Source organism: Streptococcus mitis, assembly GCF_946190065.1.
GTDB classification, from domain to species: domain Bacteria; phylum Bacillota; class Bacilli; order Lactobacillales; family Streptococcaceae; genus Streptococcus; species Streptococcus mitis_DE.
Window position 1 is genome coordinate 20,002 of record NZ_CAMHZD010000003.1, and the last position, 26,582, is coordinate 46,583.

25 protein-coding genes are annotated in these 26,582 nt (G+C 37.1%); 7 read left to right on the plus strand and 18 right to left on the minus strand.

Going from position 1 to position 26,582, the window contains the following annotated elements; translation table 11 throughout:
* Positions 1-18: 18 nt before the first annotated feature.
* The 13 genes from OCF96_RS02075 to OCF96_RS02135 form a co-directional block, all read right to left on the minus strand.
* Positions 19-1,056, minus strand: coding sequence for a glycosyltransferase (locus OCF96_RS02075; RefSeq protein WP_261445712.1), 1,038 nt, complete (start codon positions 1,054-1,056; stop codon positions 19-21).
* Positions 1,053-2,168, minus strand: a complete 1,116-nt coding sequence (locus OCF96_RS02080; RefSeq protein ID WP_261445714.1) for a glycosyltransferase — start codon at positions 2,166-2,168, stop codon at positions 1,053-1,055. Before OCF96_RS02080 ends, OCF96_RS02075 begins: the two co-directional genes overlap by 4 nt.
* Positions 2,158-3,138: a glycosyltransferase family 2 protein gene (locus OCF96_RS02085; RefSeq protein ID WP_261445717.1), complete on the minus strand. Its 981-nt coding sequence runs from the start codon at positions 3,136-3,138 to the stop codon at positions 2,158-2,160. Before OCF96_RS02085 ends, OCF96_RS02080 begins: the two co-directional genes overlap by 11 nt.
* An 11-nt stretch (positions 3,139-3,149) precedes the next feature.
* Positions 3,150-4,106 (minus strand): capsular polysaccharide synthesis protein, encoded by a 957-nt coding sequence (locus OCF96_RS02090; protein ID WP_261445723.1) that lies wholly within the window; start codon positions 4,104-4,106, stop codon positions 3,150-3,152.
* A 28-nt stretch (positions 4,107-4,134) separates the two neighbouring features.
* Positions 4,135-5,175, minus strand: coding sequence for a glycosyltransferase family 4 protein (locus OCF96_RS02095; RefSeq protein WP_261445729.1), 1,041 nt, complete (start codon positions 5,173-5,175; stop codon positions 4,135-4,137).
* A 3-nt stretch (positions 5,176-5,178) separates the two neighbouring features.
* Positions 5,179-5,970 carry a DUF4422 domain-containing protein gene (locus OCF96_RS02100; protein WP_261445730.1) on the minus strand — a complete coding sequence of 264 codons (792 nt, stop codon included), beginning with the start codon at positions 5,968-5,970 and terminating at the stop codon, positions 5,179-5,181.
* A 7-nt stretch (positions 5,971-5,977) separates the two neighbouring features.
* Entirely contained in the window at positions 5,978-7,327 is a 1,350-nt protein-coding gene (locus OCF96_RS02105; protein ID WP_261445732.1) for a sugar transferase, read from the minus strand.
* A 23-nt stretch (positions 7,328-7,350) separates the two neighbouring features.
* Positions 7,351-8,055 carry a tyrosine-protein kinase gene (locus OCF96_RS02110; protein ID WP_261445733.1) on the minus strand — a complete coding sequence of 235 codons (705 nt, stop codon included), beginning with the start codon at positions 8,053-8,055 and terminating at the stop codon, positions 7,351-7,353.
* Between the two features lie 10 nt (positions 8,056-8,065).
* Positions 8,066-8,758, minus strand: coding sequence for a CspC family polysaccharide chain length determinant protein (locus OCF96_RS02115; RefSeq protein WP_261445739.1), 693 nt, complete (start codon positions 8,756-8,758; stop codon positions 8,066-8,068).
* An 8-nt stretch (positions 8,759-8,766) separates the two neighbouring features.
* The gene (cps4B, locus tag OCF96_RS02120) at positions 8,767-9,498 is read right to left on the minus strand and encodes a capsular polysaccharide biosynthesis protein Cps4B (RefSeq protein WP_261445741.1); all 732 of its coding nucleotides are present in this window, start codon (positions 9,496-9,498) and stop codon (positions 8,767-8,769) included.
* Positions 9,499-9,504: 6 nt separating this feature from the next.
* A complete protein-coding gene (cpsA, locus tag OCF96_RS02125) occupies positions 9,505-10,950 on the minus strand; it encodes an LCP family glycopolymer transferase CpsA (protein WP_261445743.1) in 1,446 nt (481 codons plus the stop codon).
* 190 nt (positions 10,951-11,140) lie between these two features.
* Complete coding sequence (locus tag OCF96_RS02130; protein WP_261203103.1) at positions 11,141-13,099, minus strand: peptide ABC transporter substrate-binding protein; 1,959 nt, start codon at positions 13,097-13,099, stop codon at positions 11,141-11,143.
* Positions 13,100-13,294: 195 nt separating this feature from the next.
* The gene (locus OCF96_RS02135) at positions 13,295-14,902 is read right to left on the minus strand and encodes a glycoside hydrolase family 13 protein (RefSeq protein WP_033685515.1); all 1,608 of its coding nucleotides are present in this window, start codon (positions 14,900-14,902) and stop codon (positions 13,295-13,297) included.
* 152 nt (positions 14,903-15,054) lie between these two features.
* Here OCF96_RS02135 and OCF96_RS02140 point away from each other — a divergent pair, with 152 nt between their 5' ends.
* Positions 15,055-16,539 carry a DUF1846 domain-containing protein gene (locus tag OCF96_RS02140; protein ID WP_214614838.1) on the plus strand — a complete coding sequence of 495 codons (1,485 nt, stop codon included), beginning with the start codon at positions 15,055-15,057 and terminating at the stop codon, positions 16,537-16,539.
* Between the two features lie 94 nt (positions 16,540-16,633).
* Positions 16,634-17,116 carry an S-ribosylhomocysteine lyase gene (locus tag OCF96_RS02145; RefSeq protein ID WP_000032557.1) on the plus strand — a complete coding sequence of 161 codons (483 nt, stop codon included), beginning with the start codon at positions 16,634-16,636 and terminating at the stop codon, positions 17,114-17,116.
* 60 nt (positions 17,117-17,176) lie between these two features.
* Here the strand turns inward: OCF96_RS02145 and OCF96_RS02150 are convergent, their stop codons facing one another.
* From OCF96_RS02150 to rsmH, 5 genes are all read right to left on the minus strand, one after another.
* The gene (locus OCF96_RS02150) at positions 17,177-19,282 is read right to left on the minus strand and encodes an ATP-dependent Clp protease ATP-binding subunit (protein ID WP_261445751.1); all 2,106 of its coding nucleotides are present in this window, start codon (positions 19,280-19,282) and stop codon (positions 17,177-17,179) included.
* A gap of 334 nt (positions 19,283-19,616) precedes the next feature.
* The gene (gene mraY / locus OCF96_RS02155; RefSeq protein WP_000470817.1) at positions 19,617-20,597 is read right to left on the minus strand and encodes a phospho-N-acetylmuramoyl-pentapeptide-transferase; all 981 of its coding nucleotides are present in this window, start codon (positions 20,595-20,597) and stop codon (positions 19,617-19,619) included.
* Position 20,598: 1 nt separating this feature from the next.
* The gene (pbp2x, locus tag OCF96_RS02160; RefSeq protein ID WP_261445757.1) at positions 20,599-22,851 is read right to left on the minus strand and encodes a penicillin-binding protein PBP2X; all 2,253 of its coding nucleotides are present in this window, start codon (positions 22,849-22,851) and stop codon (positions 20,599-20,601) included.
* 3 nt (positions 22,852-22,854) lie between these two features.
* Entirely contained in the window at positions 22,855-23,172 is a 318-nt protein-coding gene (ftsL, locus tag OCF96_RS02165; RefSeq protein WP_000227824.1) for a cell division protein FtsL, read from the minus strand.
* A gap of 9 nt (positions 23,173-23,181) precedes the next feature.
* Positions 23,182-24,132: a 16S rRNA (cytosine(1402)-N(4))-methyltransferase RsmH gene (gene rsmH / locus OCF96_RS02170; protein WP_261050189.1), complete on the minus strand. Its 951-nt coding sequence runs from the start codon at positions 24,130-24,132 to the stop codon at positions 23,182-23,184.
* A 166-nt stretch (positions 24,133-24,298) separates the two neighbouring features.
* Here rsmH and OCF96_RS02175 point away from each other — a divergent pair, with 166 nt between their 5' ends.
* The 5 genes from OCF96_RS02175 to OCF96_RS02195 are packed head-to-tail and all read left to right on the plus strand — an operon-like array spanning position 24,299 to position 26,475.
* Positions 24,299-24,493 carry a helix-turn-helix transcriptional regulator gene (locus tag OCF96_RS02175; protein WP_001082471.1) on the plus strand — a complete coding sequence of 65 codons (195 nt, stop codon included), beginning with the start codon at positions 24,299-24,301 and terminating at the stop codon, positions 24,491-24,493.
* Positions 24,494-24,508: 15 nt separating this feature from the next.
* Positions 24,509-25,051: a DUF3278 domain-containing protein gene (locus OCF96_RS02180; RefSeq protein WP_261050188.1), complete on the plus strand. Its 543-nt coding sequence runs from the start codon at positions 24,509-24,511 to the stop codon at positions 25,049-25,051.
* Positions 25,052-25,061: 10 nt separating this feature from the next.
* Positions 25,062-25,397, plus strand: coding sequence for a hypothetical protein (locus tag OCF96_RS02185; protein ID WP_261445776.1), 336 nt, complete (start codon positions 25,062-25,064; stop codon positions 25,395-25,397).
* Positions 25,398-25,423: 26 nt separating this feature from the next.
* Positions 25,424-26,002: a DUF3278 domain-containing protein gene (locus OCF96_RS02190; RefSeq protein WP_261445780.1), complete on the plus strand. Its 579-nt coding sequence runs from the start codon at positions 25,424-25,426 to the stop codon at positions 26,000-26,002.
* Positions 25,999-26,475: a glutathione peroxidase gene (locus tag OCF96_RS02195; RefSeq protein ID WP_261445781.1), complete on the plus strand. Its 477-nt coding sequence runs from the start codon at positions 25,999-26,001 to the stop codon at positions 26,473-26,475. The genes OCF96_RS02190 and OCF96_RS02195 overlap by 4 nt, the downstream gene beginning before the upstream one ends.
* Positions 26,476-26,582: the final 107 nt, after the last annotated feature.

Here is a 26,582-nt window from a genome sequence, read left to right on the forward strand (position 1 = left end):
AAATTCTCCTTCCATTCACTAAGTAAGTATTTCGTTTATTGATTTTTTTAGATAAAACCCTTTTTTTAACTTCTCTCTTACTTCTTGAATATTTTCAACAAATTCTTGATACTGTTTTTCAGTGATTGTGTCTAAAATATCTGATAATTCATAAAGACTAGAAATTACTAAGCCTAACTTTTGTGAACTTATAAATTCAGCTAATGCAGATTCTTTCCATACAATCACAGGTAACCCTGAAGATAAGTATAACGATAATTTATGAGGATTATTATACCGTAAATAATTTCCCGTTGGACCATCACAAGTTTCTATACTAATTCCATCCCAAACAAGACCGAATCCACTTTTTAATTGAAATGGAACTTCATCTGATTCAAAAGCTCCTAAATAGTGAATATTTTGTGTTTCTTTTTCTTCTGTATAATTAACTCCCATTAGATTAAATTGTACATCTGGAACTTTTGATAATTCATAAATATAGGGGCTTTTCTCTTGACTTAAATTTCCAGCTATAATAACTGATTTATCGTACAATACTTTCTCTGATAGGTCTTTTTCATTCAAATAATCAAAAATTTCTAATACAATTAATTTATTAGAATCAATACCATATTCAACAAGCCATTTTTTCATATTCTCATTATGAATGATAAAATAATCTGTGACTGGAACCATTTGTTGAAATTCAGTATTATAATGATTTTCTTGAAAAAGATTTCTAATGATTTCTATATCATGTACTAATAAAATTAATTTGATGTTTTTATTTTTAAATTTCTTTAAAAAATAATTTCTTCCAATATCAGTATATAAAAATGGATGTTGAATCAATAATGTATCATTAGGTTCAAGTTGATGATATATTTTTCTCCATTGCAAAAATAAATCCATTTGTCGCTTCAGTTTTGCAGTTACTGAAGTATTGCTTTCTTCTTTACGAAACAAACCTATTTTTTTTAAACCTATCTCATCTAAAATTTTAATACAATCATTTTTAGCCTTACTACCAGCATGCTTATGTTGACCATACTCTTCTACTAACTGATAATTCAATGTTCTACCTCTAAAAAATATTTCAAGTTTTTAGCTTGATTTTTAATATTATATCCTTTTTCCTCAAAAATTTGATGAATACGCTCTGAATTTTCACGTGGTTCATCAACTAACTCTAAAATTTTTCTTTCCCATATTTCAATTCTGTCATTTAACGATACAAATCTTACTTTTCCTGTTATATTTACTTCTTCTGGAACTTCTGTACTAGCTATTACCGGTAACCCATTAGCCTGTGCTTCAAGAGCTGCAATTCCTAATCCCTCGTATATTGAAGGAAATACAAACAAATCCATAGCACTTAACCATGGCTTAATATTAGTTTGACTTCCTGGTAATAATACTACATCTTGTAAACCCAATTCATAAATTTTTTCTTCAATTTGAACTTTTGATCCACAGTCACTTCCTAAAATAATCAATCTGAGTCTATTATTTTTTTTATATGCAGCAGCAAATACATCCAGTAAAAATAATTGATTTTTTTGTGGGGACAAGCGCCCCACATTTCCAATAATTTTACACTCTGTCCAACCTAATTTTTCACGTAATTGATTTCTATCATTTTCAGAAAATAAAAAATTTTCAACGTCAATTGCATTGGGTACAATTTTAGCCTTTTTTCTTATACTATTTTTAAATAAATAATCAGCTGCTAAATTAGAGCATGCAAAATAATGTGTTGCTAAATTTGGCAATTTACTGATATTTATTAAATGTAAAATATATTTCCATTTACTTCCATAATATTGTGAACTATGACTATGAATTATTCGTATGTTTATACCGTATTTTTTGGCATATTTTAAAAAATCAATATTAGTAACACTCATCTCATGGCACCAAATTGCATCATAATTTTGAGAAAATGATGAAAATAAATTCTTCATTGATTTTTTATAGCCAAAATAATCTTCGCTTTTCTTTGGAATATAAAATATTTTTGAACCTGCTTCTAAAATCTCATCCTCTAAAACAATTTTACTTTTCGATCGTTTAATAAAATCAAATTGAATATCATGCTTATTAATATTATTAAAATAGTTAAGTATAAAAATTTCAGTTCCGGCTTTTGTTGAACTCATTCCCAACACTAAAATTTTAAGAGCCATTTCCCTTCTCCTTTGTTAAATATTCCTTCAAAAAATAGTATAATCTGGACGATATTAGAAAAAGTGAACACTGTATTTTTCTAGATGTTGGGATTTTTTTATTTAAAAGAACATCTTTTAAATATGGTTTAATTTTTTCTTTTATTTTTCTAATATCCTCTTTGGAAGTCTTTATTGCCTGATTACTTAAAATAAAAGAACCAATAACTCTCTTAGCAATCAATGCCTTTTTAATCTCAATATCATCAGGGATTCTATCAAGAATTATATCTTCATTGTGATCAATAGCCTCAAAGAAATCATATTGATTTTTTTTAAAACTAGAATGTACTGTACTTCCTTTACGAATAAGATAGTTATACAGTTGAATATCAGTATGGGCAATTTTCGTTGCATTCAGTGCAATCTCTGAAAACACATATAAATCTTCATATATTTTACCATTTGGATATGTCACATTAAGAATATTCTTTTTAAATAATTTCCCTCCATTTGAGACAGTAATTTCATCATTATAAAGTGCTTTTTCTAAAAAAGTCCGATTATCCAATATTCTTATGTTTTTTTCAGAAAGTTGAATATTAGTATCTTGTTTTTTTAATTCCACCTTATAAACTTCATTTTCCGTAGTAGACACAATATCAACACCATACTTTTGTTGGATTTGCAGAAAAACTTCTAAAGCATATGGTTCAAAATAATCATCAGAATCTAAATAAGTAATAAATTCACCTTTTGCTTTTTTTAATCCGTAATTTCTTGCTTCTGATTGGCCACCATTTGCTTTATGATAGACATGGAAATTTTTATATCGGCATGCATAACTTTCACAAATAGTACCTGATGAATCTGTTGAACCATCATTTACTAATATGACTTCAAAATCTTTAATAGTTTGATTTAGCAGACTTTCTAGTGCATTTCTTAAATAATCTTCAACATTATATACAGGTATAATTACTGAAATCATGCTTATCTCCTTCATTTATCTATAATTTTATTAAAATATGTTCCCTCATTCGAGTTGATTTTCACCTTATATGTACATTTAAAAAGAGAGGTATTCTTTAGAACCTCTTTCCAATCATGATCATTGTATTTTTTTGACATATTTGTTGCCAAAAAGAACAACTCTGGATTTGTTTCTGAATTTTCATTTATTGAATTATTCACAGAATTGATTTTCCGATACGCTAGCTCAATAAGATAATCAATTAAAAAATAATCAATTGCCACATTAAATCTTCGAAAGTATTCAATTTGAAAATCTCTTAAAAATTTAAATAAAATAAAATTTTGTTTTCCAGCTAAACAAAAACCAGTCCATCTACCCTTAGGTACAAATTTGGGTATTTTTTCATCATTTTTCAAACGAATTGTGTAAAAATCATTTTCTAAATACTCTAATTTCTCTGATGTTTCTAGATATATTGTCGAATCTAACCATACACCACCATATTTAGCAAGTAAAGTAACCCTAACAATATCTGAAAACTTGATAAAATCGATAATTCCATTTTTATATTTTTCAATAATGATTTCTGGTAGATCAATATAATTAAAAAGATTCTTTTCGTCCAAAAGAACATACTGATAATCATATCTTTCTGCATAACTTCTTTGACTTTCAATTGTCTTTTGAACAATTTTAGGAGCATTCTCTTCACCTTGAATCCACATTGAAAATATTATCTTACTGTTAGAATTATCAAACTCTATTTCTTCATCATATAAATAATTTTTTAAGAAATATTCAAACTCATTCTCAAGATATTGTAAAATGGTTTCATGCTTTCTAAAATAGAAATTTGCAGTTTTATCTCTAAGTAAGGGAATCTTACTCAATCTTCCCCAAATTTTCTCAAATAATTTATTTCTTGCAATCTGAGGATTGAAAGTATTTTTTAACAAAAAATATTCTTTTACAATTTTTTTCATACTCTTTAAAAGTACCTTATTTACTTGATTAAAAATTTATTCCTTCTAGAATTCCAAATATTCGTTTCTGAATTAAATCATTTGAAAAATTATATTTAAGATCAACGATTTTAAAATTCTTATCTTGAATACTGTCGATTGTAGCTTCAATTATATGCTGAATCTCTAAAGGAGTATCTACTTTTATAGTTGGCAATAAAGTAGTTGTTTCCTTATTAACAACTTCTGAAATAACTCCAACATCACTAACTATGATATACAAAGCATTTGCCATAGCTTCTAACATACTAATTGGTAAGGTCTCATCTTTATAACTTGTAGGTAAAATAAAATAGTGCATTTTTTTAAGAAGTTGTTCCTTTTCTTCTCCATATACACCATTAAAGTAAGTTACATTTCCCATTGTAGATATTCTATGTTTGAACTCATTTTCGAGGGTAACATCAAAAAACTTTCCTGAAAAGTAAAAATGATAGTTAGAATTACTTTGCATGTTTGTAGCTAGGTCTAATACAATGTCGTAGCCTTTTTCCTTTAGCATATTGCTAAAATAAATAATATTTATCGGCTTTGATTTTTGTTTTGCTTCTAAATCTTCTTCAGATATAAACAAATTTCCATCAATTCCATTCCGTATAATTTCAAATTTTTCATTTGGAATCATTAACGGCTCAAACATTATCTTAGATTTATGTCCTAGTAAGATGATTTTGTCAACACGTTGATAAATACTTTTATTAATAATTCTCAGTATTTTATTTTTATTTACCACTTTACCAAAAGCACTATTATGAAAATGAGTTACAATTTTCTTACGTTTTAAAATCATCAGAAGTAGATAAATAGAATCTCGAATATTCCCCCCCACGGAACCAGAAGGTGTAAAATAGAAAACATCTGTATTTACTTTTAAAATAAGATAGATATAATAAAAAAATTTTTTATTATCTGTAATGTCAATCGACATCACTTTTTCTGCTTCCTTCTCACAATAATCTTGAAAATCATTAATAGCTTTTCCAAGACCGGTTTGCCTATTCTTTATTTGTCCTACAATTGTTACTTTCATCAACTAAAAACTCTGTCCATATTTCTTTCCAAAGAATTTGGCCATTAAAAATGATTTTGCTTTTTTGAGCAAATTCACTTTTTCCATATACATAAATGGCACTTCCTTAGGAGTCAAATTATTTTTCACCAGCCATACATTAAATAGCAGTTCGCTTACTCTACCAAATAAGCGTGCTTCAAAAGCTGTTAAACCTGATAAGTCCATACATTCATACATACTATCTAAAATTGGAAATAGCCAAGTGAAATAATCATCAGCTAGTTCTTTTTTCATAATGAACATATTAAACATATAGCCACTTCTTTGCTTCATTAGCTTATCAAAGCTTGATAGATACTCTGGGCTCTTCATTTCAATCATTTTTCTAGCTAGATCTAAATGAGTCCCATCCAAGGTGTGTGCATAGTGAGAATAGAGCGTTTCTATATAGTACTTTCTTTTCTTAGGGACAATTACATTTGAAACTTCTAACATTTTCTCAATATCATCTTTATCTAAAATAACATCATCTATATTTATTGATTCATTATAAACTTCTGCCTTCTTAGTAAAATAACGACGATAGTGTACCAAACCTAAATAGTCACACTCTAAATTTTTCCATGCCCAATAGAGGCCTGTAAGTTCACAATAGTACGGATTTAAAATGGAAATATTGTCTCCAGTATTATCTCCCTGAAAACCTAATTCTTTTTTACCTTCACATCCAACATGGATTGGGAGATAAAGTTCTGTATCCTGCGGCATGACAAATTGTTTATGCGTCGCCACGATTATTTTTATCACTGACATTTTCTATTTACTTTGCTCCATCTTTCATGAAAACAACTTTAATAGTTTTCAATAAAATTTCAATATCTTTCCAAATTGTCCAACCATCTAAATAAGTAACATCTAATTTTACTACTTCATCAAAGTTTTTAATATTACTTCTACCACTAATCTGCCAAAGTCCTGTTATACCAGGTTTAAAACTTAAACGACGTTTTTGTTCCGGTGTATACATCATATACTCATCTAAGGTTGGCGGTCTAGTACCAACTAAACTCATATCACCTTTTAGAACATTCCAAAATTGTGGCAATTCATCTAGACTCGTCTTTCTAATAAAATGCCCAATCTTTGTAATTCGTGGATCATTTTCAATCTTAAACATTCCACCCTGCATCTGGTTCTGACTCATCAATTCCTTCTTGATTTCCTCTGCGTCTACTCTCATAGAACGGAATTTATAAAATTTAAATACTCGTCCATTTCTACCAACCCTATCTTGGACAAAAATAGCAGGGCCTCCATCTCTTTTTATCAGAGGAACAAGAAAAATAGACACCAGACCACAAATAATCAGACCAACCGAGGAGCCAATAATATCTATAACCCGTTTAAGAGCAATATCACTTGAACGATAAAAGGTTGTTGAGAAATTGACGACACTAGAATCCCCAAATCGTTGAATCGCTTTTTCACTATTGGTTACAAAATCTAAAGCCGCTATATTGACAGCTACTGGTATTCCCATTGTTTCAAATCGAGAAACAAAGTCTGCAATCAAAAAGCTTTCACTTGGGAGATTAATCACCACTTGATCTACGACTGATCTCGTAGCATAGGTTACTAGGTTATCCAACGTAACGATTGTAAAATTAGAAGATTCAAAATGCTCATCATCTACAATACTAACAGATGAAACATAGCCGTAATCATAGGTAGATAGCTGCTTTAAAACTCGCTCAACTTTAGCTCGTGTAGTTACAAGCAAGATTCGCTGAGTATATTTTTTCTTATGAGATAAAAACTTCCAAACCTTACGAATGAAGAGATTCAGCACTAGGATAAAAAGTGTGTTGCCCCCTACAATCCACAATAAATTGTAGAGGCTTAAATAAGGTAAGTCCGGCGTTAACAATGGAAGAATAACAACAGCTAATAAAAGATAGACAAATTCGTACTTTATAGTCTGTATCAGTTCTTCTGCTGAACTCCGATATTTGAAATTCTTACTATAATCACTAACATAGTAAGAAATAACATGAACAACCATTAGAAATGGTAGAGGTCCATGAATATCGAATACAATAGATAATATATAAATTGGAAACAGTTGTATTATGAGAATCTCTAATTTTCGAATATTTGATACTTCTCTCAAAACTACCTCCTAGGTAACTCTACCTACTTCTTTTTCCCATAATTTCCATAGGAACCATAGGCCCCATAACCACCATAAGCTCCGTATTTTTCAACTTCTGTGTTAAATTTATTTAGAACTACACCTAAAAACGGAGTTCCTGTTTGTTCTAACTGTTCTTTAGCCTTCAAAACATCACGACGCTTTGTCTCTCCAGCTGCCGTTACCAAGATAGAAGCATCACATTTTTGTGTAATGATAGCAGCGTCAATGACTATCCCAATCGGTGCAGTATCCACAATGATATAGTCAAAATACTTACGCAGGGTATCAATCATGTTATTAAAGTTGTCACTTTGCAAAAGAGCTGTTGGATTAGGAGATACTGGTCCAGCCTGAATAACAAATAGATTTTCAACGTTTGTATCACAAAGACCTTGTGATAAATCTGTCGACCCAGATAAATAATCTGTCAAGCCAGTGATTTTTTCTCTAGATTTGAATATTCCTGACATAACTGAGTTACGAACATCTGCATCAACTAGCAAAGTCTTGTATCCAGCTCTTGCAAATGACCAGGCAATATTTGTTGATGTCGTTGATTTTCCTTCACCAGGTTTGACAGATGAGATGGCCAAAACTTTCAAATTATCACCACTCAATTGAATATTGGTGCGCAAAGCATTATAATGTTCTTCTGCTTTTTTTATAAAATTAATACGTTTCAACGCAATTTCTAATGTTGGCATATTTTCTCCCTTACTTTAATTTATTCAAATCCGGAACAATTCCTAGAAGTGGCATATTCATAACTTCCTCGACATCTTCTGGTCGTTTAACACGATCATCCAATAATTCAAGTAATAAAACTGAAACAACCATTACTGCGCCACCTGCAAGAAAAGCAAGTGCAGTATTACGACGAATATTAGGTGATGAAGGAGTTAGGGCTGGTCTTGCCTCCTCTAGTGTTGTTACATCAGACACACGAGTTACAGAAATAATTTTTTCCGCCGCCACCTCGCGAAGAGCATTAGCAATACGACTTGCCTCTTCTGGTTGATCATCTTCAACTACGATTGATACGATACGAGTATCTACCGGCACTGTTACTTGAATCTTTTTAGTCAATTCTTTAACTGTTTTATCTAATTTAAGATTTGAAATGACTTTCTCCAGTACATCTTGAGAAAGGATAATTTCCTTATAGTCTTTTACTAGATAACTACCGGCTTGTAAATCCTGATTGGTCAATCCTGCATTTTCAGACTGATTACGGCTAACAACATAGATACGAGTTGTACTAGAATACTCTGGTTTCAATACAAAACTACTTACTCCAAAAGCTAAAACAGCTGCCACAACCGCTGTCAACAAAATGATAATTTTCTTTTTCCAAAGGACTTTAAATAATTGAACAACATCAATTCCGATTTCTTTATTTTCTTTCATGTTAACTCCTAAATAATTTGATCAGCTATGATGAAGCGAGGATTTTCGATAAATAATTCTCTCGCCTTACTTTCACCGTATTGTTTTGAGACGATCTCATAAGCTTCTTTCATGTAAGGCGGTCTTTGGTCTAAATTGTGCATATCACTAGCAACAAAATGTACCAAATCACGCTCTAGGAAATAGCGAGCTCGTTTCTTCATAAATTTATATTTATCTCCAAATAACTTTGGTTTTAAAATACTTGAACTATTTATTTGAGTGTAGCAACCCATATCAATCAACTCTTTTACCCGTTTTTCGTTATCTTCTAATTCATGATAACGTTCAATGTGGGCAACTACAGGTGTTATCCCAAGCATAAGAACATTGCTCAAAGCAGTATGGATTTCCCGATAAGGGGTAGCCATACTAAACTCAATGAGAGCATAGCGTGTTCCATTAAGGCTTGGAATCACCTGTTTTTCTAACTTCTCAAGCACATCATGGGTATAATAAATTTCTGCTCCATAGAGAATGGTCAAATCTGGGGCCACTTCCTTGGCTAGCTCCTTCACTTCTTGGAAGTTTGCCTCTATCGTCTCCTCAGGAGTTTCAAACATTCCTTTTCGTCTATGTGATGTCGATACAATAGTCCTTACCCCTTGCCTGTAGGCTTCTGTCAAAAGCGCCTTACTTTCCTGCTTCGTTTTAGGACCATCATCCACACCAAATACAATATGCGAATGAATATCAATCATTTTGCTTTATTTCCCTTCCATCACATCATTGATGGCAGCCTTGACTGACTCTAAACTGCTGTCACTTATTTCCATCATGTAGAGGTTACTATCAGGCATAGCATAGGATGGTAAATCCATACGCCCTGTTCCTTTAAGATCTTGCGAATTGATCTTATACGTTCCACCACTCTCAAGTTGGGTATTGACCAAGTTCATCATAGTTTCGAGTGGCATATTAGTTTGAATTGAATCTTGCAACCCTTTTATAATACCGTCATAATTTTTCAAAGCTTCTGTCGAGGTTAACTTTTGCAAAATAGCGACAATGACCTTCTGCTGGTTACGGCCACGATCCCGGTCTCCGTCTGCCAAAGAATAACGCTCACGCACAAATCCTAAAGCTTGCTCTGAATCAAGATGAACATTTCCTACGGGATAGAACTTCCCATTTGTATGAGCTGTAAATTCTTGGTCATTATAGACATCAACTCCACCAAGTAAATCAATCAATTTCAAGAAAGAGGTGAAATTCAAACGAGCATAATAGTTCAAGTCAATACCGTAGAGATTTTCCAGTGTATGAATGGAAGCATCTACTCCATAAATCCCCGCATGGGTCAACTTATCTTTTTGGTTGTTGCCTCCATCTGCAATTGGAACATAGGAATCACGAGGTGTCGTTGTCAAGAGAATCTTTTTCGTTTCACGATTCACTGTCATAATGATATTGACATCCGAACGAGAAACTGAACTGATTGGACCGTAAGTATCAATTCCGCTGATATAAACATTGAAACTATCACCTTTGACATCCTTTGGAGTTTCAACCTTCTTAGTCAATTCTTTGGTATAAATTTTCTTAATCTTTGAAGCATAGTCTGGATATTCTGATTCGATAATATTTTCAAAGACACTGTTTAGAATGATTGCCTTTGTATCACCGGCTAGCAAACTCTTATAGGCCGCAAGATAGGAGCTACTTTCTTCGACTGTCAATTCCTTGTTTTGAGTCGCTTTCAGATCATTCATCAACTGTTGGATATTATCCTTATCCGTCCCAGTCGGCCCCGTTACACTGGTTACCTGACTGATATTATCAATTGGATTATCTGCTAACACAGCAATACTCATCGAATAATTTGAGTAGTTCGATGTCGCATTCAGGCGACTGGTAAATCCAATGAACTGCCCTACAGCAAAGAGAGAAGTAGCATTAATCAAAATACCCAGTAATAATAAAATCAGCGTCAGATTTTTAACTTTCCTGGACCGAATTAAAAAGAAGCACAAGATGGCTAAGGCCACAATTAAGACGGTAACTACTATATTGAGATATCGGAAGGCTAACATATTGTACTTGAAAATCAAAAACAATAAAAAGACTGCTAGTACTGCATAGATAGCTAGCAACCCCCAACTAATCATAATCTTTGTTTTACTCTGACGAGCTCGCTTTGAAGATCTACTCACGATATACCTCTATTATCAATTTTTATTTCATTTCATTATATCATAAAAAATACACTTGTGGGGTAAATCCACTTAGGTAAGGCGTTTTCATCTTCTTTCCGAAACATTCTTTTTGACTTGCAAACAATTACATCAATAAATTTACTATATAGATGTTAAAACGAGGTCCCTTACGGAACCTCGCTCATCTTTATTTAACATGATTTTCTGCTTCTTTTTGAGCTTTTTCGATTGCTTTTTTGCTTTCTTGCTCCCATTTGGCCTTAGCTTCTTCATACTGTTTGGTTGTCACAGTATCTTTTTGCAGTTTCATGTACTTGTAGTTATTGCCATCACCCTTGATGCCGACCAGTGAATACCCTCTTGTAAATGGCGTTACTTTGGTTACAGATGCTGTTCCACCACTTGACATAGCTGACATAATCAGAGAATTGTCAATCATCCAAGCCTGTGCTTCAGCATATTTTTCATATCGTTTGGCTACATCTTTATTTTCACTATCTGCATCTTTGAGCATCTTGGTGTAAGTATCAAGCCCCAAGCTAGCAATCTTAGCTTTATCTTCTTGAGCATCTAGACCAAAAATCTTGAGGTAGAACCCATCCTCTGCATTGAAAGGATTGAGATAAGTTGATGGATCTTGGTAGTCACCTACCCAACCATCAAAGTTCAAATCATAGTCACGATCAGCTGGTGTTGGTGCCAAGAAGGCTACGTTATTAAAATCATCTGTTGAAAGTTGCTGAACATCAATGACAATGTTATCAGCACCCAAAACTGATTCAAGTGTCTGCTTAACTGAGTTCATTCCTGTCACAGCATTTTTACTTGTTTGATCAACAGCCACATCCAAGTGAATAGGGAAAGTCACACCTTGACTTGCCAATTCTTTTTTAGCTTCCGCAAATTTTGCTTGGGCTTTTTCTTTGTTGAAATAGGCATCCTGAGCATCTGCCAAGTTAATACCTGACCATTCTGTGCTATAGTTGACCAATTTAGAAGCAACTACTTCTCCAAAGGTCTTGTCTCCAACTTGGACAAATGTTGGAGGCACTAGGGTGTTACGAAGGGTCTTGCTAGCCGCTTCTTCCCCATTTGACTGGGCAGAATAGGCTGTGCGATCCAAGGCAAAGTTCACTGCTTGACGGAAGTTCTTGTTCAAGACAGCTGTCTCAGTTGACTTCTTCTGCTCATCTGTCGTTTTAGCAGTGTGATTGTAGGCCTTACGGTTGACGTTGAAATTGAAATACCAAGAAGTCTTGTCCTGCAAGCTATAGACGATATTATCCTTATATTTTTCCTTGGTCTTGGCAAAGTTAGAACTATTTGGATAAACCCCAGCGATAGAATAAGCTCCACTTTCAAAGTTACGGATGGTCAATTCTTGGTCTGAGCCGTCAAAGTAAGCCAATTTTACGTGTTCAATCGATACTTTGTCATGATCATAGTAATGCGGATTCTTCACATACTCGATCGATGATTTTGATGTGAAATCTTTTAACAAATAAGGTCCGCTGTAGAGAATGCTATCTGGAGATAGGGTCCCAAAATCTTTCCCTTTTGAGTTTAGAAACTCTTCATTCACTGGGAAAAGAATACTATTGGTTGTTTTTGAATTCCAGTAAGGCTCTGGGCGTGCCAAAGTATACTCAACAGTATGGTCGTCAATGGCCTTCACCCCAACCTTAGAAAAGTCAGAATCCGCTCCTGTAATATAATCATTCAAGCCCTTGATCGAGTTTTGAATCAAGTCAATGGCCTGGGATTTATTATCCACTGCATACTTGATACCTGTCACAAAATCTTGTGCCTTGACTGGGGCGTACTCTTCACCGTCAGCCGTGAACCATTTGGCATCTTTTCTCAGTTTGTAGGTATAAGTCAGGCCATCGCTTGAAACAGACCAGTCTTCTGCCAAAGATGGAACTAGGTTTCCGTGGTTGTCATTTTCAAGCAAACCATCAACTAGGTTGGTAATGATGGCTGTATTATCAGCGTAGTAGTCTAACAAGTAGTTAAATGTAGTTGGATTTCCACTAAAGGTTGATGAGTAAGTTTTTGTATCTGAACCTGATTGTCCGCAAGCAGCTAAAAGCAAAGCAGCCGCAAAGGTCAGGCCTGCGCTAAGAACACGCTTTTTTGTATTCATCTTCTTTCTCCTTTATGTTAGTTTTTATAACATAAGTTTATTTTACCAAAATAGTGGGAATTTGTAAAGTTAATTGAATTTTGAGAATGAAAGTTTATAAACTTTAGTCATAAAAAAACAAAGGATTTCTGTCTTTCATACAGTCCTCCCTTGTTTTTATACGATTTCAATTTTAAATTTTTCTGTAAAAAATATTTATAGTAATTCCACACAGAAAGCATCCCATGGAGCCAAGATTTGTTTCTCAACTGCTTCTTGCGCCACAGTGTTTTCAATCAAGACAGATTTAACTTTTCCTTCTACTGTTAAGCCTTGCTCTTCATTGGACAAGTTGGCCACAACTAGAAAACGACGGTCGCCATCTTTACGAATATAGGCAAAGACCTTGTCAGCTGTATCAAGCAATTCAAAGTCAGCTCGAATCAGCCAGCTGTTCTCCTTACGGATTTGAACCAGTTTCTGATAGGTATAGAAAATAGAATCTGGATTTGCCAGTGCTTCTTGAACGTTGATTGCTTGATAGTTTGGGTTGACTGCCAACCAAGGTTGACCTGTTGAGAAACCAGCGTTTTTGCTCTCGTCCCATTGCATAGGGGTACGGGCATTGTCACGTCCAATGACACGGATACTGTCCATGATTTCTTCCATCGGAACGCCTTTTTCAAGAGCTTCACGCGCATAATTGAGGGATTCAATATCTTCTACTTGGTCCAGCGTTTCAAAGGGATAGTTGGTCATCCCAATCTCCTCACCTTGGTAGATATAAGGTGTTCCTCTCATGAGATGAAGCAAGATTGCAAAGGCTTTGGCAGATTTTTCGCGGTATTCCTGGTCATTTCCCCAGATTGAGACGATACGAGGAAGGTCATGATTGTTCCAGAAGAGCGAATTCCAACCGTCCTCAACTCCTAATTCTGTCTGCCATTTGTTAAAAATTTCTTTTAACTTAGCGATATTCAGCTCTTTTTGATAGTGCCATTTAGGCTGACCTTCCTGATACTGAAGACCGATATGTTCAAACTGGAAGACCATAGACAATTCTTGCCCCTTTGGATCAGAGTAGAGCTTAGCGATCTCTGGAGTTGCTCCCCAAGTCTCTCCTACTGTCAAGAGATTCTTATCTCCAAAGGTCGCCTGATTCATCTCCTTGAGATAAGGGTGGAGCATAGGACCATTATTGACTACTTTCTCGTCAGGAATCTTTCCAATCATGTCAATGACATCCATGCGGAAACCACCAATGCCTTTATCAATCCAGAAGTTCATCATTTCATAAATTTTCTGGCGAAGTTTTTCATTTTCCCAGTTGAGATCAGGCTGTTTCTTACTGAAAAAGTGGAGATAATATTGACCTGACTTTTCATCGTATTCCCAAGCAGATCCACTAAAGATAGAATCTAGATTGTTGGGTTCGTCCCGCCAAATATAGTAGTCACGTTCAGGGCTGTCAGGATTTTCACAGGCCTCGACAAACCAAGCATGCTCATCTGAAGTATGATTGACCACTAAGTCCATGATGATACGAATATCACGTTTCTTAGCTTCTGCTATCAGTTGGTCCATATCTTCCATAGTCCCGAAAATAGCTGCAATCGCTTGATAATCAGCAATATCATAGCCATTATCATCCATCGGACTGTCATAAACGGGAGAAAGCCAAATCGCTGTAATTCCTAACTTGGCTAGATAGTCTAACTTACTGGTAATTCCTGTCAAATCGCCAATTCCATCTCCGTTGCTATCCATAAAGCTCTTAGGATAAACTTGATAGACTACGGCATTGTGCCACCATTTTTCTTGCATCTTCTTACCTCATTATTTTAATAATCTGTAGTCTATGATAGCGCTTTTTAGAGTTTTGTGCAAGCGTTTGCCTAATCTTTTTAATTCCTTTTTTAACTCCATAGTTTCCTAACTTCCAATTTTTTATTATAATAGAGGTCAGAGGTAAAAAAATGAAAAAACAAGCTTTTAGTTCTGAACAATATTTGAATCTACAGCGCGACCACATTTTGGAGCGCATTAACCAATTTGACGGCAAGCTCTACTTAGAGTTTGGTGGCAAAATGTTAGAAGATTTCCACGCTGCTCGTGTCCTTCCTGGTTATGAGCCTGACAACAAAATCAAGCTCTTACAAGAATTGAAAGAGCAGGTTGAGGTTGTGATTGCTATTAATGCTAGCAATATCGAACATTCCAAAGCACGTGGTGACTTGGGCATTTCTTATGACCAAGAAGTTCTTCGTTTGATTGATAAATTCAATGAATTGGGAATTTTTGTTGGCTCCGTTGTTATCACACAGTACGCTGGTCAACCAGCTGCAGATGCCTTCCGCAACCAACTTGAGAAAAACGGAATTGATTCTTATCTTCATTATCCAATCAAAGGATATCCGACAGATATGGATCACATCATTTCTCCAGAAGGTATGGGGAAAAACGACTACATCAAAACCAGTCGTAACTTGATTGTCGTAACCGCTCCTGGACCTGGTTCTGGAAAATTGGCAACCTGTATGTCCAATATGTACCACGACCAAATCAATGGTATCAAGTCTGGCTACGCTAAATTTGAAACCTTCCCAGTTTGGAATCTTCCCCTTCATCACCCGGTCAACTTGGCCTACGAGGCTGCCACAGCAGACCTTGATGATGTCAACATGATCGACCCCTTCCATCTCCAAACCTATGGAGAAACCACTGTCAACTACAACCGTGATATCGAAATTTTTCCAGTGCTCAAGCGCATGTTGGAACGTATCCTAGGAGAGTCTCCATACGCTTCACCGACAGACATGGGGGTCAACATGGTTGGTTTCGCTATTACAGATGATGAAGCTGCTGTCGAAGCTTCTAAACAAGAAATCATCCGCCGTTACTATCAAACTGTTCTTGATTTTAAAGCCGAAAAAGTTGGCGAAGCTGCTGTCAAGAAAATCGAGTTGCTTATGAATGACCTCGGTATCACACCAGCAGACCGTGAGGTTGCTGTCGTTGCGCGTCAAAAAGCAGAAGAAACTGGCGGACCAGCCCTAGCCCTTGAATTGCCAACTGGGGAAATTGTTACTGGTAAGAACTCAGAGCTCTTTGGCCCTACAGCCGCTGCTCTTATCAACGCCATCAAGAAATCAGCTGACATCGCTAAAGAAGTAAAACTAATCGAACCTGAAGTTGTCAAACCGATTCAAGGTCTTAAAATCGATCATCTGGGTAGCCGCAATCCACGCCTTCATTCAAATGAAATCCTGATTGCACTTGCTATCACAGCTACAGAAAATCCTGATGCTGCTCGTGCTATGGAAGAACTTGGCAACCTCAAAGGAAGCGAAGCCCACTCAACCATCATCTTAACCGATGAAGACAAGAATGTCCTTCGTAAACTAGGGATCAACGTAACCTTTGATCCTTACTACCAATACGACCGCTTGTATCGTAAATAAAGTTTTGAACCTCTCCACCCTCGGAGAGGTTTTCTCTCTGTCTCAAGAGCTGGCTTTATGTTATAATGAAAGAAGAAAACTGAAAGGATCTACCATGTCAAAAGAAGTTATTGTTGAAAGTTTTGAACTTGACCACACTATTGTTAAAGCACCTTATGTCCGCTTGATTGGGGAAGAAACAGGGCCAAAGGGAGACGTTATCTCCAACTTTGATATTCGCTTGGTGCAACCAAACGAAGACTCTATCCCTACCGCTGGCCTTCACACTATCGAACACCTCTTGGCTAAACTCATCCGTACCCGCATTGACGGCATGATTGACTGCTCACCATTTGGTTGTCGCACAGGCTTCCACATGATTATGTGGGGGCGTCATACCAGCGCTGAAATTGCGGCTGTTATCAAGGATTCGCTCAAGGAAATCGCTGAAACTACTACTTGGGAAGATGTTCCTGGAACAACCATCGAATCTTGCGGAAACTACAAGGATCACAGCCTCTTTTCTGCTAAAGAATGGGCTAAACTCATCTTGGAACAAGGGATTTCAGACGATGCCTTTGAGCGCCATGTCATCTAAACACAAAAAAGGAACCAGCTTTTTAGCTGGCTCCTTCTTTTTTATGCTCAAAATTTTGTCTTAGGCTTTTTCACGAATGACCAAAACACCATCTTCCATGTCAGCTTCTAGGTGTTTAGCATCAAGGTTATCCAAGTGGAAGTCTGTGACTTTGTCACGGATTTGTTGTTCAACCACACGACGGAGTGGACGAACACCCATGACTTCATCGTAGCCTTCCTCAGTCATGTATTCTTTAGCAGCTTCGCTCACTGCCAAGTCAATGTCTTTCTTAGAAAGCGTCTTGTTAACTTCAACCAACATAAGGTCTACAATCTTAGAAAGATCTCCTTTGCTCAAGTGTGAGAATTCGATGACAGCATTGAAACGGTTAAGGAATTCTGGACGGAAGTAAGGTTTCAAACGATCCATCAATTCTGGTTTATCCGCATCTTCTGTCAAGTTAGCTTCGTAACCAAAGCCTGCGTTTGAAGTTGCGATAATCACCGTATTCTTGAAGTTGACAGTGTTACCTTGACCATCAGTCAAACGACCATCATCCAAGACTTGGAGGAGAAGGGTGATGACTTGAGGGTCAGCCTTTTCAATTTCGTCGAGAAGGACGATTGAGTATGGATTGCGACGGACGCGTTCTGTCAAGGTATTGTTGTTGTCATCGTAACCAACATAACCTGCAGTTGTACCAATCAATTTAGATACGGCTGTGCGGTCGCTGTATTCTGACATGTCCAAACGGATGATAGCATCTTTCGTTCCGAACATATCAAGAGCCAATTGTTTAGCCAACTCAGTCTTACCGACACCAGTAGGACCTACAAAGAGGAAGCTACCGATTGGACGGTTACCTTCATCAAAACCAGCACGGTTACGACGGATAGCTTTTGTTACTGCTTCAACGGCCTTATCTTGACCAATAACTTTCGTCTGCAAACGATGACCCATATCTTTCAAACGTTCGATGTCCGTAGCCCCCATTTGAGATACTGGAATACCCGTCATACGTTCTACAGATTCAGCCACATCGTTGACACTTGCAGTCACTTTCATATCTTCTGTATGGTTTTCGATTTTCTTTTCCAATTCTGCAATGCGTGTTTTATAGTTTAGAGCTGCTTCAAAATCTTCTGCCTCAACTGCTTTTTCTTGCTTGTCTTTTTCTACCTCAATTTCACGTTCAACAGCATGAACATCTGTTACTGGATGCTGAGCTGCCAAGTGAGCCGCCGTAACATCGACAAGGTCGATAGCCTTATCTGGCAAGCTACGTTGAGGAATATACTGAACAGAATAATCAACGGCAGCTTTTAAGACTTCATCTGGCAAAATAACATTGTGGTGTTGTTGATAGAGATCACGAATTCCTTGAAGGATTTTAAAAGTATCCTCTGCTGATGGAGCATTAACCTTCACTTCGTTGAAACGACGAGCAAGGGCTGCATTTTTCAAGATAGTATTACGGTATTCATCTTGAGTAGTTGCGCCAATCACTGTCAATTCTCCACGTGAAAGAGCTGGTTTCAAGATATCAGCAAGACCTTTAGATCCTTGACCATCACCTGTGCTACCAGCACCAAGAATTTGGTGAATTTCGTCGAAGAAGAGGATAATATTTCCAGCTTCTTTGACTTCGTTTACCAAGTTTTGAATGTTTTCTTCAAAACTACCGCGGTATTGAGTCCCAGCCTCAAGACCAGAGATATCAATGGAAATAATTTCCTTATTCTTAATAGCAGCTGGAACATCACCATTCACAATGGCTTGTGCTAGACCTTCGACAACTGCTGTCTTACCAACACCTGCATCTCCGACCAAAACAGGATTGTTCTTGGTACGGCGTGAAAGAATTTCAGATGTTTCTTGAATTTCCTTGTTTCGTCCGATAACAGGATCCAGCTTGCCCTCACGAGCTTCTGCTGTCAAGTTTCGACCTAGTTTAGCAAGGACACCGTCTTGTTTCATACCTGACGTCTGTTGTTTCATTTGTCCATCAGCTTCTGCATTTCCTGGCAATTGACCAGTTGCACGATAGTGAGCGAACTCTTCAGGCGTTACTTCACGGCCGTTAATCAAGTAACGACGGTTTTCTGAACTATATCCACGCATACCACCCATCAATTGGTTAAATAAATCATCCATGTTGTTAAAATTATTAAAGTTGTTGTTCATATTCTTTACCTCTTTTTGTTATTTATTATTACTGATATTGACTATCTTTGACTTTTTCTTTAAAAAATTTAGACTAGCTAAATCGCTACTCTACGTACTATTTCTGGTTTTTCTTTTTCAAGCAGGAGTAGACTATCTTTACTTCTAAAGATTTCTAGATTAAACATAGACCCCACCTCTTTCTATTTTACTTTAAATAAGTGTTCTAGTAAGGCTTTCATTTACCTTACGTTCATAATATACTACATTAGTCAAAAAAGGTCAAGGAATTTGACTTTAATTGACCAATATTTTTTAAAAAGCAAAAACACCCTGAAACATCAGGGTGCCATTCTTACATCAAATACAAAATTGCTAGGGTCAGGAGACTTGCTAGAAGCCCCACTCCCCAAAAGAAGAAGTCAACCTTCCACTCGCTCCAAGGATTTCCTTTACCAGACAATCCTCCAAGCTCAAAATGGTGATGCACAGGCGTCATACGGAAAATACGTTTACCACCAGTCATTTTGAAATAGCCGACTTGCATCATAACCGAAGTTGTTTCAAAGACATAAATAATTCCGATAATCAAGAGAGTCCATTCTTGGTGGAGAGCCATTGAAATAGCTGCCAGCATTCCACCGAGAGCCAAACTTCCCACATCTCCCATAAAGACCTTAGCAGGCTTATGGTTAAAGACAAAGAAACCGAGCAAACCACCAATCATGGCAAGAATCACTAGAAGGATATCCATCTGACCTTGCACATAGGCAATAACGCCATAGGCAGACAAACTAATCACAACGGAAATACTAGCCAGACCGTCAATACCATCTGTCAAGTTCACTGCGTTTGAAAAACCAACTAGCCAGAAAAGAGCGAAGACAATATAGAAAATCCCTAGATGTACTTGATAACCAAAGACAGAAAGCATATCGCCACCACGCTCATAGAAAAGGTAGAAAATGACGCCACCTAGAAGCTGAAGAGCCAATTTCTGTTTGGGATTAAGGCCCTCATTGATTTTACGGAAGACCTTGAGGAAGTCATCTAAAAATCCGATTAAACCATAAAGAACCAAGATAAATAAAATCATACCTACATTATTACTGAGTTGATTACTAAATAGGGCGAAAAAGAAAGCAACTAAAACAGAAGCAATTAAGAAAACCAAACCTCCCATTGTAGGAGTCCCAGCTTTTGCCTGGTGCTGTTTAACATCCTCATGCATCTGCTGGCCTGTAATTTGCGCCTTTCTATAAAATTGGATAAAGGCTGGAATTCCTACCAAAGTTAGTAAAAATGTCACAATTCCAGCACTGATAGAAATAAACATATTAGTCTCCTAAAGTTAATTTAATTTTTTTAATGTTTTTGATAGCTGTATTAGTCCGAACATCTTGCTTCTGAACGACGGAACCTGAACCTTCAAATTCCAACTCAATATCCAACCATTTAGCAAAGGTTTCAGCAGTCTCTTTTTTCCAGCCATACATGTCTGGAATTTCTTCTACCTTATCCGATAAAAGGAGAACTTGTTGGTTTGGTGCAAGATTGGTCCCTTCTTCTACAGATGATTCTTTAATCTTTGTTCCAGTACCTACAACGATTGGTTGCACAATATTTCGGCGTAAGGCTTCCGCCAAATCACCAGGTGAAATATCCTTGATGCTAGGCATTGCATAAGAAGACTCTGTCGTCACTTGATCTAAATTCTTAGCAGGAGATTGAAGATTGAGAGATTCTTTCATAGCTGAAGCTCTTTCAAGAATTGGGTTGGCAAATTCTCCCAACTGGATACCTGAGTAATGTTCAGGCTGTTGAACCGTTACATACAAGATAAAATCAGGATTTTCTGCAGGATGCATCGACACAACTGAGAAGATATAGTTGGTTTCACCTGTCAGATAGCCCCCATTCTTCTCATCGGCAATCTGAGCAGTCCCTGATTTCAGGGCAACATTCTGTCCCGGAACATTGACATTTGGCTTTCCTGTGCTGTGGTTGTACATGGTACCGTAGACAGGATCTGTTCCGACCATGACCATGTGCTCCCGAGTAGAGGACGCTGCTACTTTTGACACAGGATTTCCGACAATTTCCTTTTGAGACTTACGAACAGACTGGTCATTTGGATCATAGAGGGCACTGATAAATTTCGGCTCCAACATAACCCCATCGTTGGCAATAGCTGTAAAAGCACGAAGCATCTGGGTCTGGGTAACAGAGATCCCTTGTCCAAATGCACTCATGGCAATATTGACAATATTATCAGCTGGAAGTTGACCAGCGTATTCATCTGCCAAACCAAAGCGAGTTGGGACCCCAAATTTAAAGCGGTTTAGATAATCCAACCAAGTAGCATCTCCCATTTTTTGTTCAAGTAGACTCATTCCAACATTACTGGAGTGAGCGAAACCTTGTGAGAAAGTCATCATCCCACCAGTAGTCAAACCATCATTAACATCCCAATCTCGAATCGTCGCATCCGCTATTTTTAATTCACTGCTATTGAAGTATTCTCCACTTGGGAAGGTATTATTATCAATAGAAGAAGCTAACGTCATAACCTTCATGGCTGATCCTGGTTCATAGTTACTTTGATAAAGAATGTCACGCCAAACAAAGTCCTCAGTGATTCCTTCTTTAGTATCTGCATTAAAGGTAGGTCGTTGGGTGGTAGCGAGAATTTCACCGGTCTTTGCACTGACCAAGGTCGCGGTCATATACTTACCTTTTACTTTTTCTAGAAAGGCATCCATCTGAGTTTCCATGAAAGATTGGAGCGGACTAGACAATGTTGTATAAACATCCTTGCCATCCACAGTTTGTTGCGATACCTGTTCTGTACCTGGTACGATATTTCCTACACGATCTTTTTCATAGGTAATAATACCGTCTGTCCCAGCAAGAATGGTATTTAAAGAACTCTCCAAACCAGAAGTTCCTAACAAACTCTTACTGCCATCCTCATTTTCATGAAGTTGGGCTAAGCCAATAAAACTAGAAGCAAATTGTCCATTTGGATAGCTTCTGTTAGGGCTAGTTGTAAAGTCAATCCCCTCCACACTAGCATCTTTTAACTCTTTTTTAATAGCCATCATATTGGCATAGGTAATCCCATTTCCTTTTGCACCAAAGGAAACTTGGGTCAGATTTGGTTGAGCCAGTTGCTCTTTTACATAAGCTTCATCCATATCCAAATACTTATGGAAGACTTCAGCTACCTTATTAAACTGCGAATCCTCTACATAAAGAATTTTTCCAGTTGCTGACTTGTATTTTTTATCAATAACGGCATAGACGTTATAAGAAGTCGCATCCTCAGCGATAGGCACTCCATTTCGGTCATAGATAGTCCCGCGTTTGGCAGGAACTGTTCGGGTTGTTTGGTGAACCTTTTTAGCCTCTTTTACCAAGTCGGTACCAAATATATTACCTTTTGCGATAATATACGCAAAATTAGCCAAAAAGAGGCCGAAAAGGGCAACAGCTACAAAGCTGAGGTACTTGCCCACTATCCTACGGTTTTTTGCTGGGGACTTACGATTTTTTATCGCAAATCGGGTTATTTTTTCTGTCCATTTCATATCTTACTCCGCTGTTCGGATATTTTCATTATTCAATTTCAAATCTTTTTTATCTGCAATCTCTTTCAAGCGCTCTGAACGAATCAATTCATTCACTTCCTGCTTGGCATCGTCCAGCTCTGTCTTCTTCTCCTCTATCTGTGCATTGATTTTTGTCAAATCACTTTGCACTTGCAAGAGTCGTGTTTGCATAAAGATAATACTTACTGCTAAAACGAGAGCCGTAAAAGCGATGGAAAGATAAAAAGCCTTCTCCACACGTGAGAATTTTTTTATACGATTCTGCAAGAATTGACTGGTTGTTTCTTTCTTATCTACCATTTTTTCCTCTTACTTGTGAATTTTTCTGGCCACGCGCAACTTGGCAGAGTGCGAGCGGTTATTGGCTTCTAATTCTTCTGCACTTGGCAAGATTGGCTTACGGGACACCAATTCCATCTTGGGCTTGAGATCATCTGGGATGAAAGGCAAGCCTTTTGGAACTTCAACCGTTGAAGCTTCCTTGAACAATTGCTTGGTCAAGCGGTCTTCTAGTGAATGGAAGGTAATCACTGAGATTCTACCATCTAGAGCCAACATATCCATAGCCTGCTGGATAGATTCATCTGCCGCCCCCAGTTCATCATTGACTTCAATTCGAATAGCCTGGAAAATCTGCTTGGCAGGATGGCCCTTCTTCTTGAGCTCCTTGGCAGGTTTGGCCGACTTGATAATTTCTGCTAACTCAGTCGTTGTCTCGATTGGCTTGACTTCACGTGCTTGTTCAATCTTACGCGCAATCTGTTTAGAGAATTTATCCTCGCCATACTTAAAGAAAATACGAACCAAGTCATGATAGTCGTAGTGATTCACCACTTCATAGGCTGTCAGACTAGCATCCTGATTCATGCGCATGTCCAGTGGCGCATCCTTTTTATAAGAAAAACCACGCTCTCGCTGGTCTAGCTGAGGACTAGACACTCCCAAGTCATAACAAATTCCATCAATTTCCTGAACACCAGCTTCGTGCAAACGTGTCTGTAAATGACGGAAGTTATCCTTGATAAAGGTCACCATTCCCTTTTCAATGTAAGGTGCCAAACGTTTTTGCGCATTGTCAATGGCATTCTGGTCCTGATCAAAGGCATAGAGATGGCCTTTTTCACTTAATTTACTTAATAAATATTCGCTATGGCCCGCTCCACCCAAAGTCGCATCAACGTAGATACCGTCAGGCTTTACGTCGAGCATATCAATCGTTTCGTGGAGTAAGACCGTTACATGATGAAATTCTTTTGTCATATCTTATCTATTTTACCACAAATCTGACTAGCTTGCACTAGTCAGACAAATAGGCCAAAAACAAGTAAGATTTCTTTAAGAAATATGTCAAATATGCTTGACATCTACTCCATAGAAGAATATAATATAGTCAAATATATACGACACAAATCAGAAAGGAGTCCAGATGAATCGTGTGAAAGAATTTCGCAAGGAACTGGGCATTTCCCAGCTCGAACTCGCCAAGGATATCGGTGTCTCGAGACAAACCATCAATATGATTGAGAACGACAAGTACAATCCAACTCTGGAACTCTGTCTCAATCTCGCCCGCAGCCTCCAAACTGACCTAAACAGTCTCTTTTGGGAGGATAATTTTTAAAAAAGGAGCCAACTCATGAAAAAAGAAACCTTTACTGAAAAACTGATCAAACGCACATACGGCATTTCTGAGCCCCTTGACGAATACAAGCGGCGCGAGGCCGATCGTATTGGGAACCAAGTCTTTATCATCCTCTTTTATCTGATGATTTTCGGAAATCTTATTCCACTCGTTCTAGCCTATAAATTTCCTCAACTAGTGGCTCTGGTCTATCCTCCTCTGATTTTAGTGATTGCCCTCATCGTTGCTAGCTATCTCACCTACCAAATGCAAAAAACAGGGATTACAACTATTGAACCAGATATGCTGAGTAAGAAAGAAAGCAAGCAACTACACTACCCTGGTCTGAAAGCAGGTTTGTTCTTTGGTCTATGGATGTTTTTTATAACTCCTCTTCTCGGTATACTCATAGGTGAAAATCCGGACTATTTTCATTCTCTTCTCACTATAAGAAATGGTGTATCAAGCATTCTCGGTTCTATCTTCTTCGGAGCGAGCATACAGTTCCTCATCTCCCGTCGCATTGAAAAAGCTAAGAAAGATCAAGATGAGGATTAGGAGGTGCCCTATGAAATCACTAGTAACTTTACTTACCTATCATCTTTTGTTTGCTTCACTGCTCATCTTCATCATCGTTTCAGGGAACTTGCCAATCTACGATATAGTCCTCCTTCCAGTCTTTGTTCCAGCCCTCAACAAAGGATTGACTTATCTAAAAATCGACTCCCAAAAAACGCGCATACTCAACCTAGCACTATGCTTTACGATTCTATCCTTTCTATCCTTACCACAGCTGACGCTCATTTCAAGCAATTGGAAATATTATATACTGCTAACTATCGCCATCCTTTCTTCTATTACTTATCTTTATTATCTCTATCAATTCGTAAAAGAAACAAAATAGCATCGTTCATTTAGGAGAAATCACCCATGAAAAAAGAAGACTTAACAACTCGCCTACTTCGAAATTTCTTTCATATCCAAGGGCCTTTTGATGAATGCCGTCAAGAGGTTATCTACAAGGCTTGCGCCCGTTCCATGATCCAAATCTTTTACTCTTCCTTCATTCTCTTCCTGTTCTATATTTTGTTCGGAAGCTTTATAGAAATTGTTCGAAATGTTATGCCCTACATCTATTTTGGACTCATTTTGTTCATGAGTATAAAAGCTCAAAAAGCCGTCCAAGAGCTTCATCTTGAAAAGGATGACAAATCAGAAATCATTCTCAAAACCTACAGCAAAGCCCAAATCAAATTCCGAAGCTGGATTGTGTTTATCGGTATTCAGATTGGCCTCTTTACCTTACTCATCTTTCATAAAGTCTTCGTTCAGCAGATGTCCCTTTCAGATTTTGTGAAGTTGCTCATGCAATTCGATAAAAGTGGTCCTTTCCTGATGTATGGCCTCATTATCGGTAGCATTTTTGGAACCCTGACCTACGGATTTCTATCACTACAGGAGGAGAAAACTCCTAAAAATACCAAACAGAAGGAGAAAAGCAAGCAATGACTTCACTATACGATTTTTCAGTCTTGAACCAAGACAAGCAAGAAACTCCACTAGATGCCTATCGTGGTAAGGTTCTTTTGATTGTCAACACTGCTACTGGATGTGGTTTAACGCCCCAGTACCAAGGACTTCAAGAACTCTATGATCGCTATCAAGAACAAGGTTTTGAGATTTTAGACTTCCCTTGCAATCAGTTTATGGGACAAGCACCAGGCAGCGCAGAGGAAATCAACACCTTCTGTAGCCTACATTATCAGACCACCTTCCCACGTTTTGCCAAGACCAAGGTCAACGGTAAGGAGGCAGATCCCCTCTATGTTTGGTTGAAAGACCAGAAATCTGGCCCGCTGGGAAAACGAGTCGAATGGAATTTCGCTAAGTTTCTCATTGGTCGTGATGGGCAGGTCTTTGAACGCTTCTCTTCAAAAACAGACCCAAAACAAATTGAAGAGGCGATACAAAAACTACTATAATTTCACAATCTCACTATTATTAGTTCTCCTTTAGCCTAAGAATAGTGGGATTTTTTGATGGGCTTTGACTTGAATAGAAAAACACCCCATGATATGAGCCATGAAGT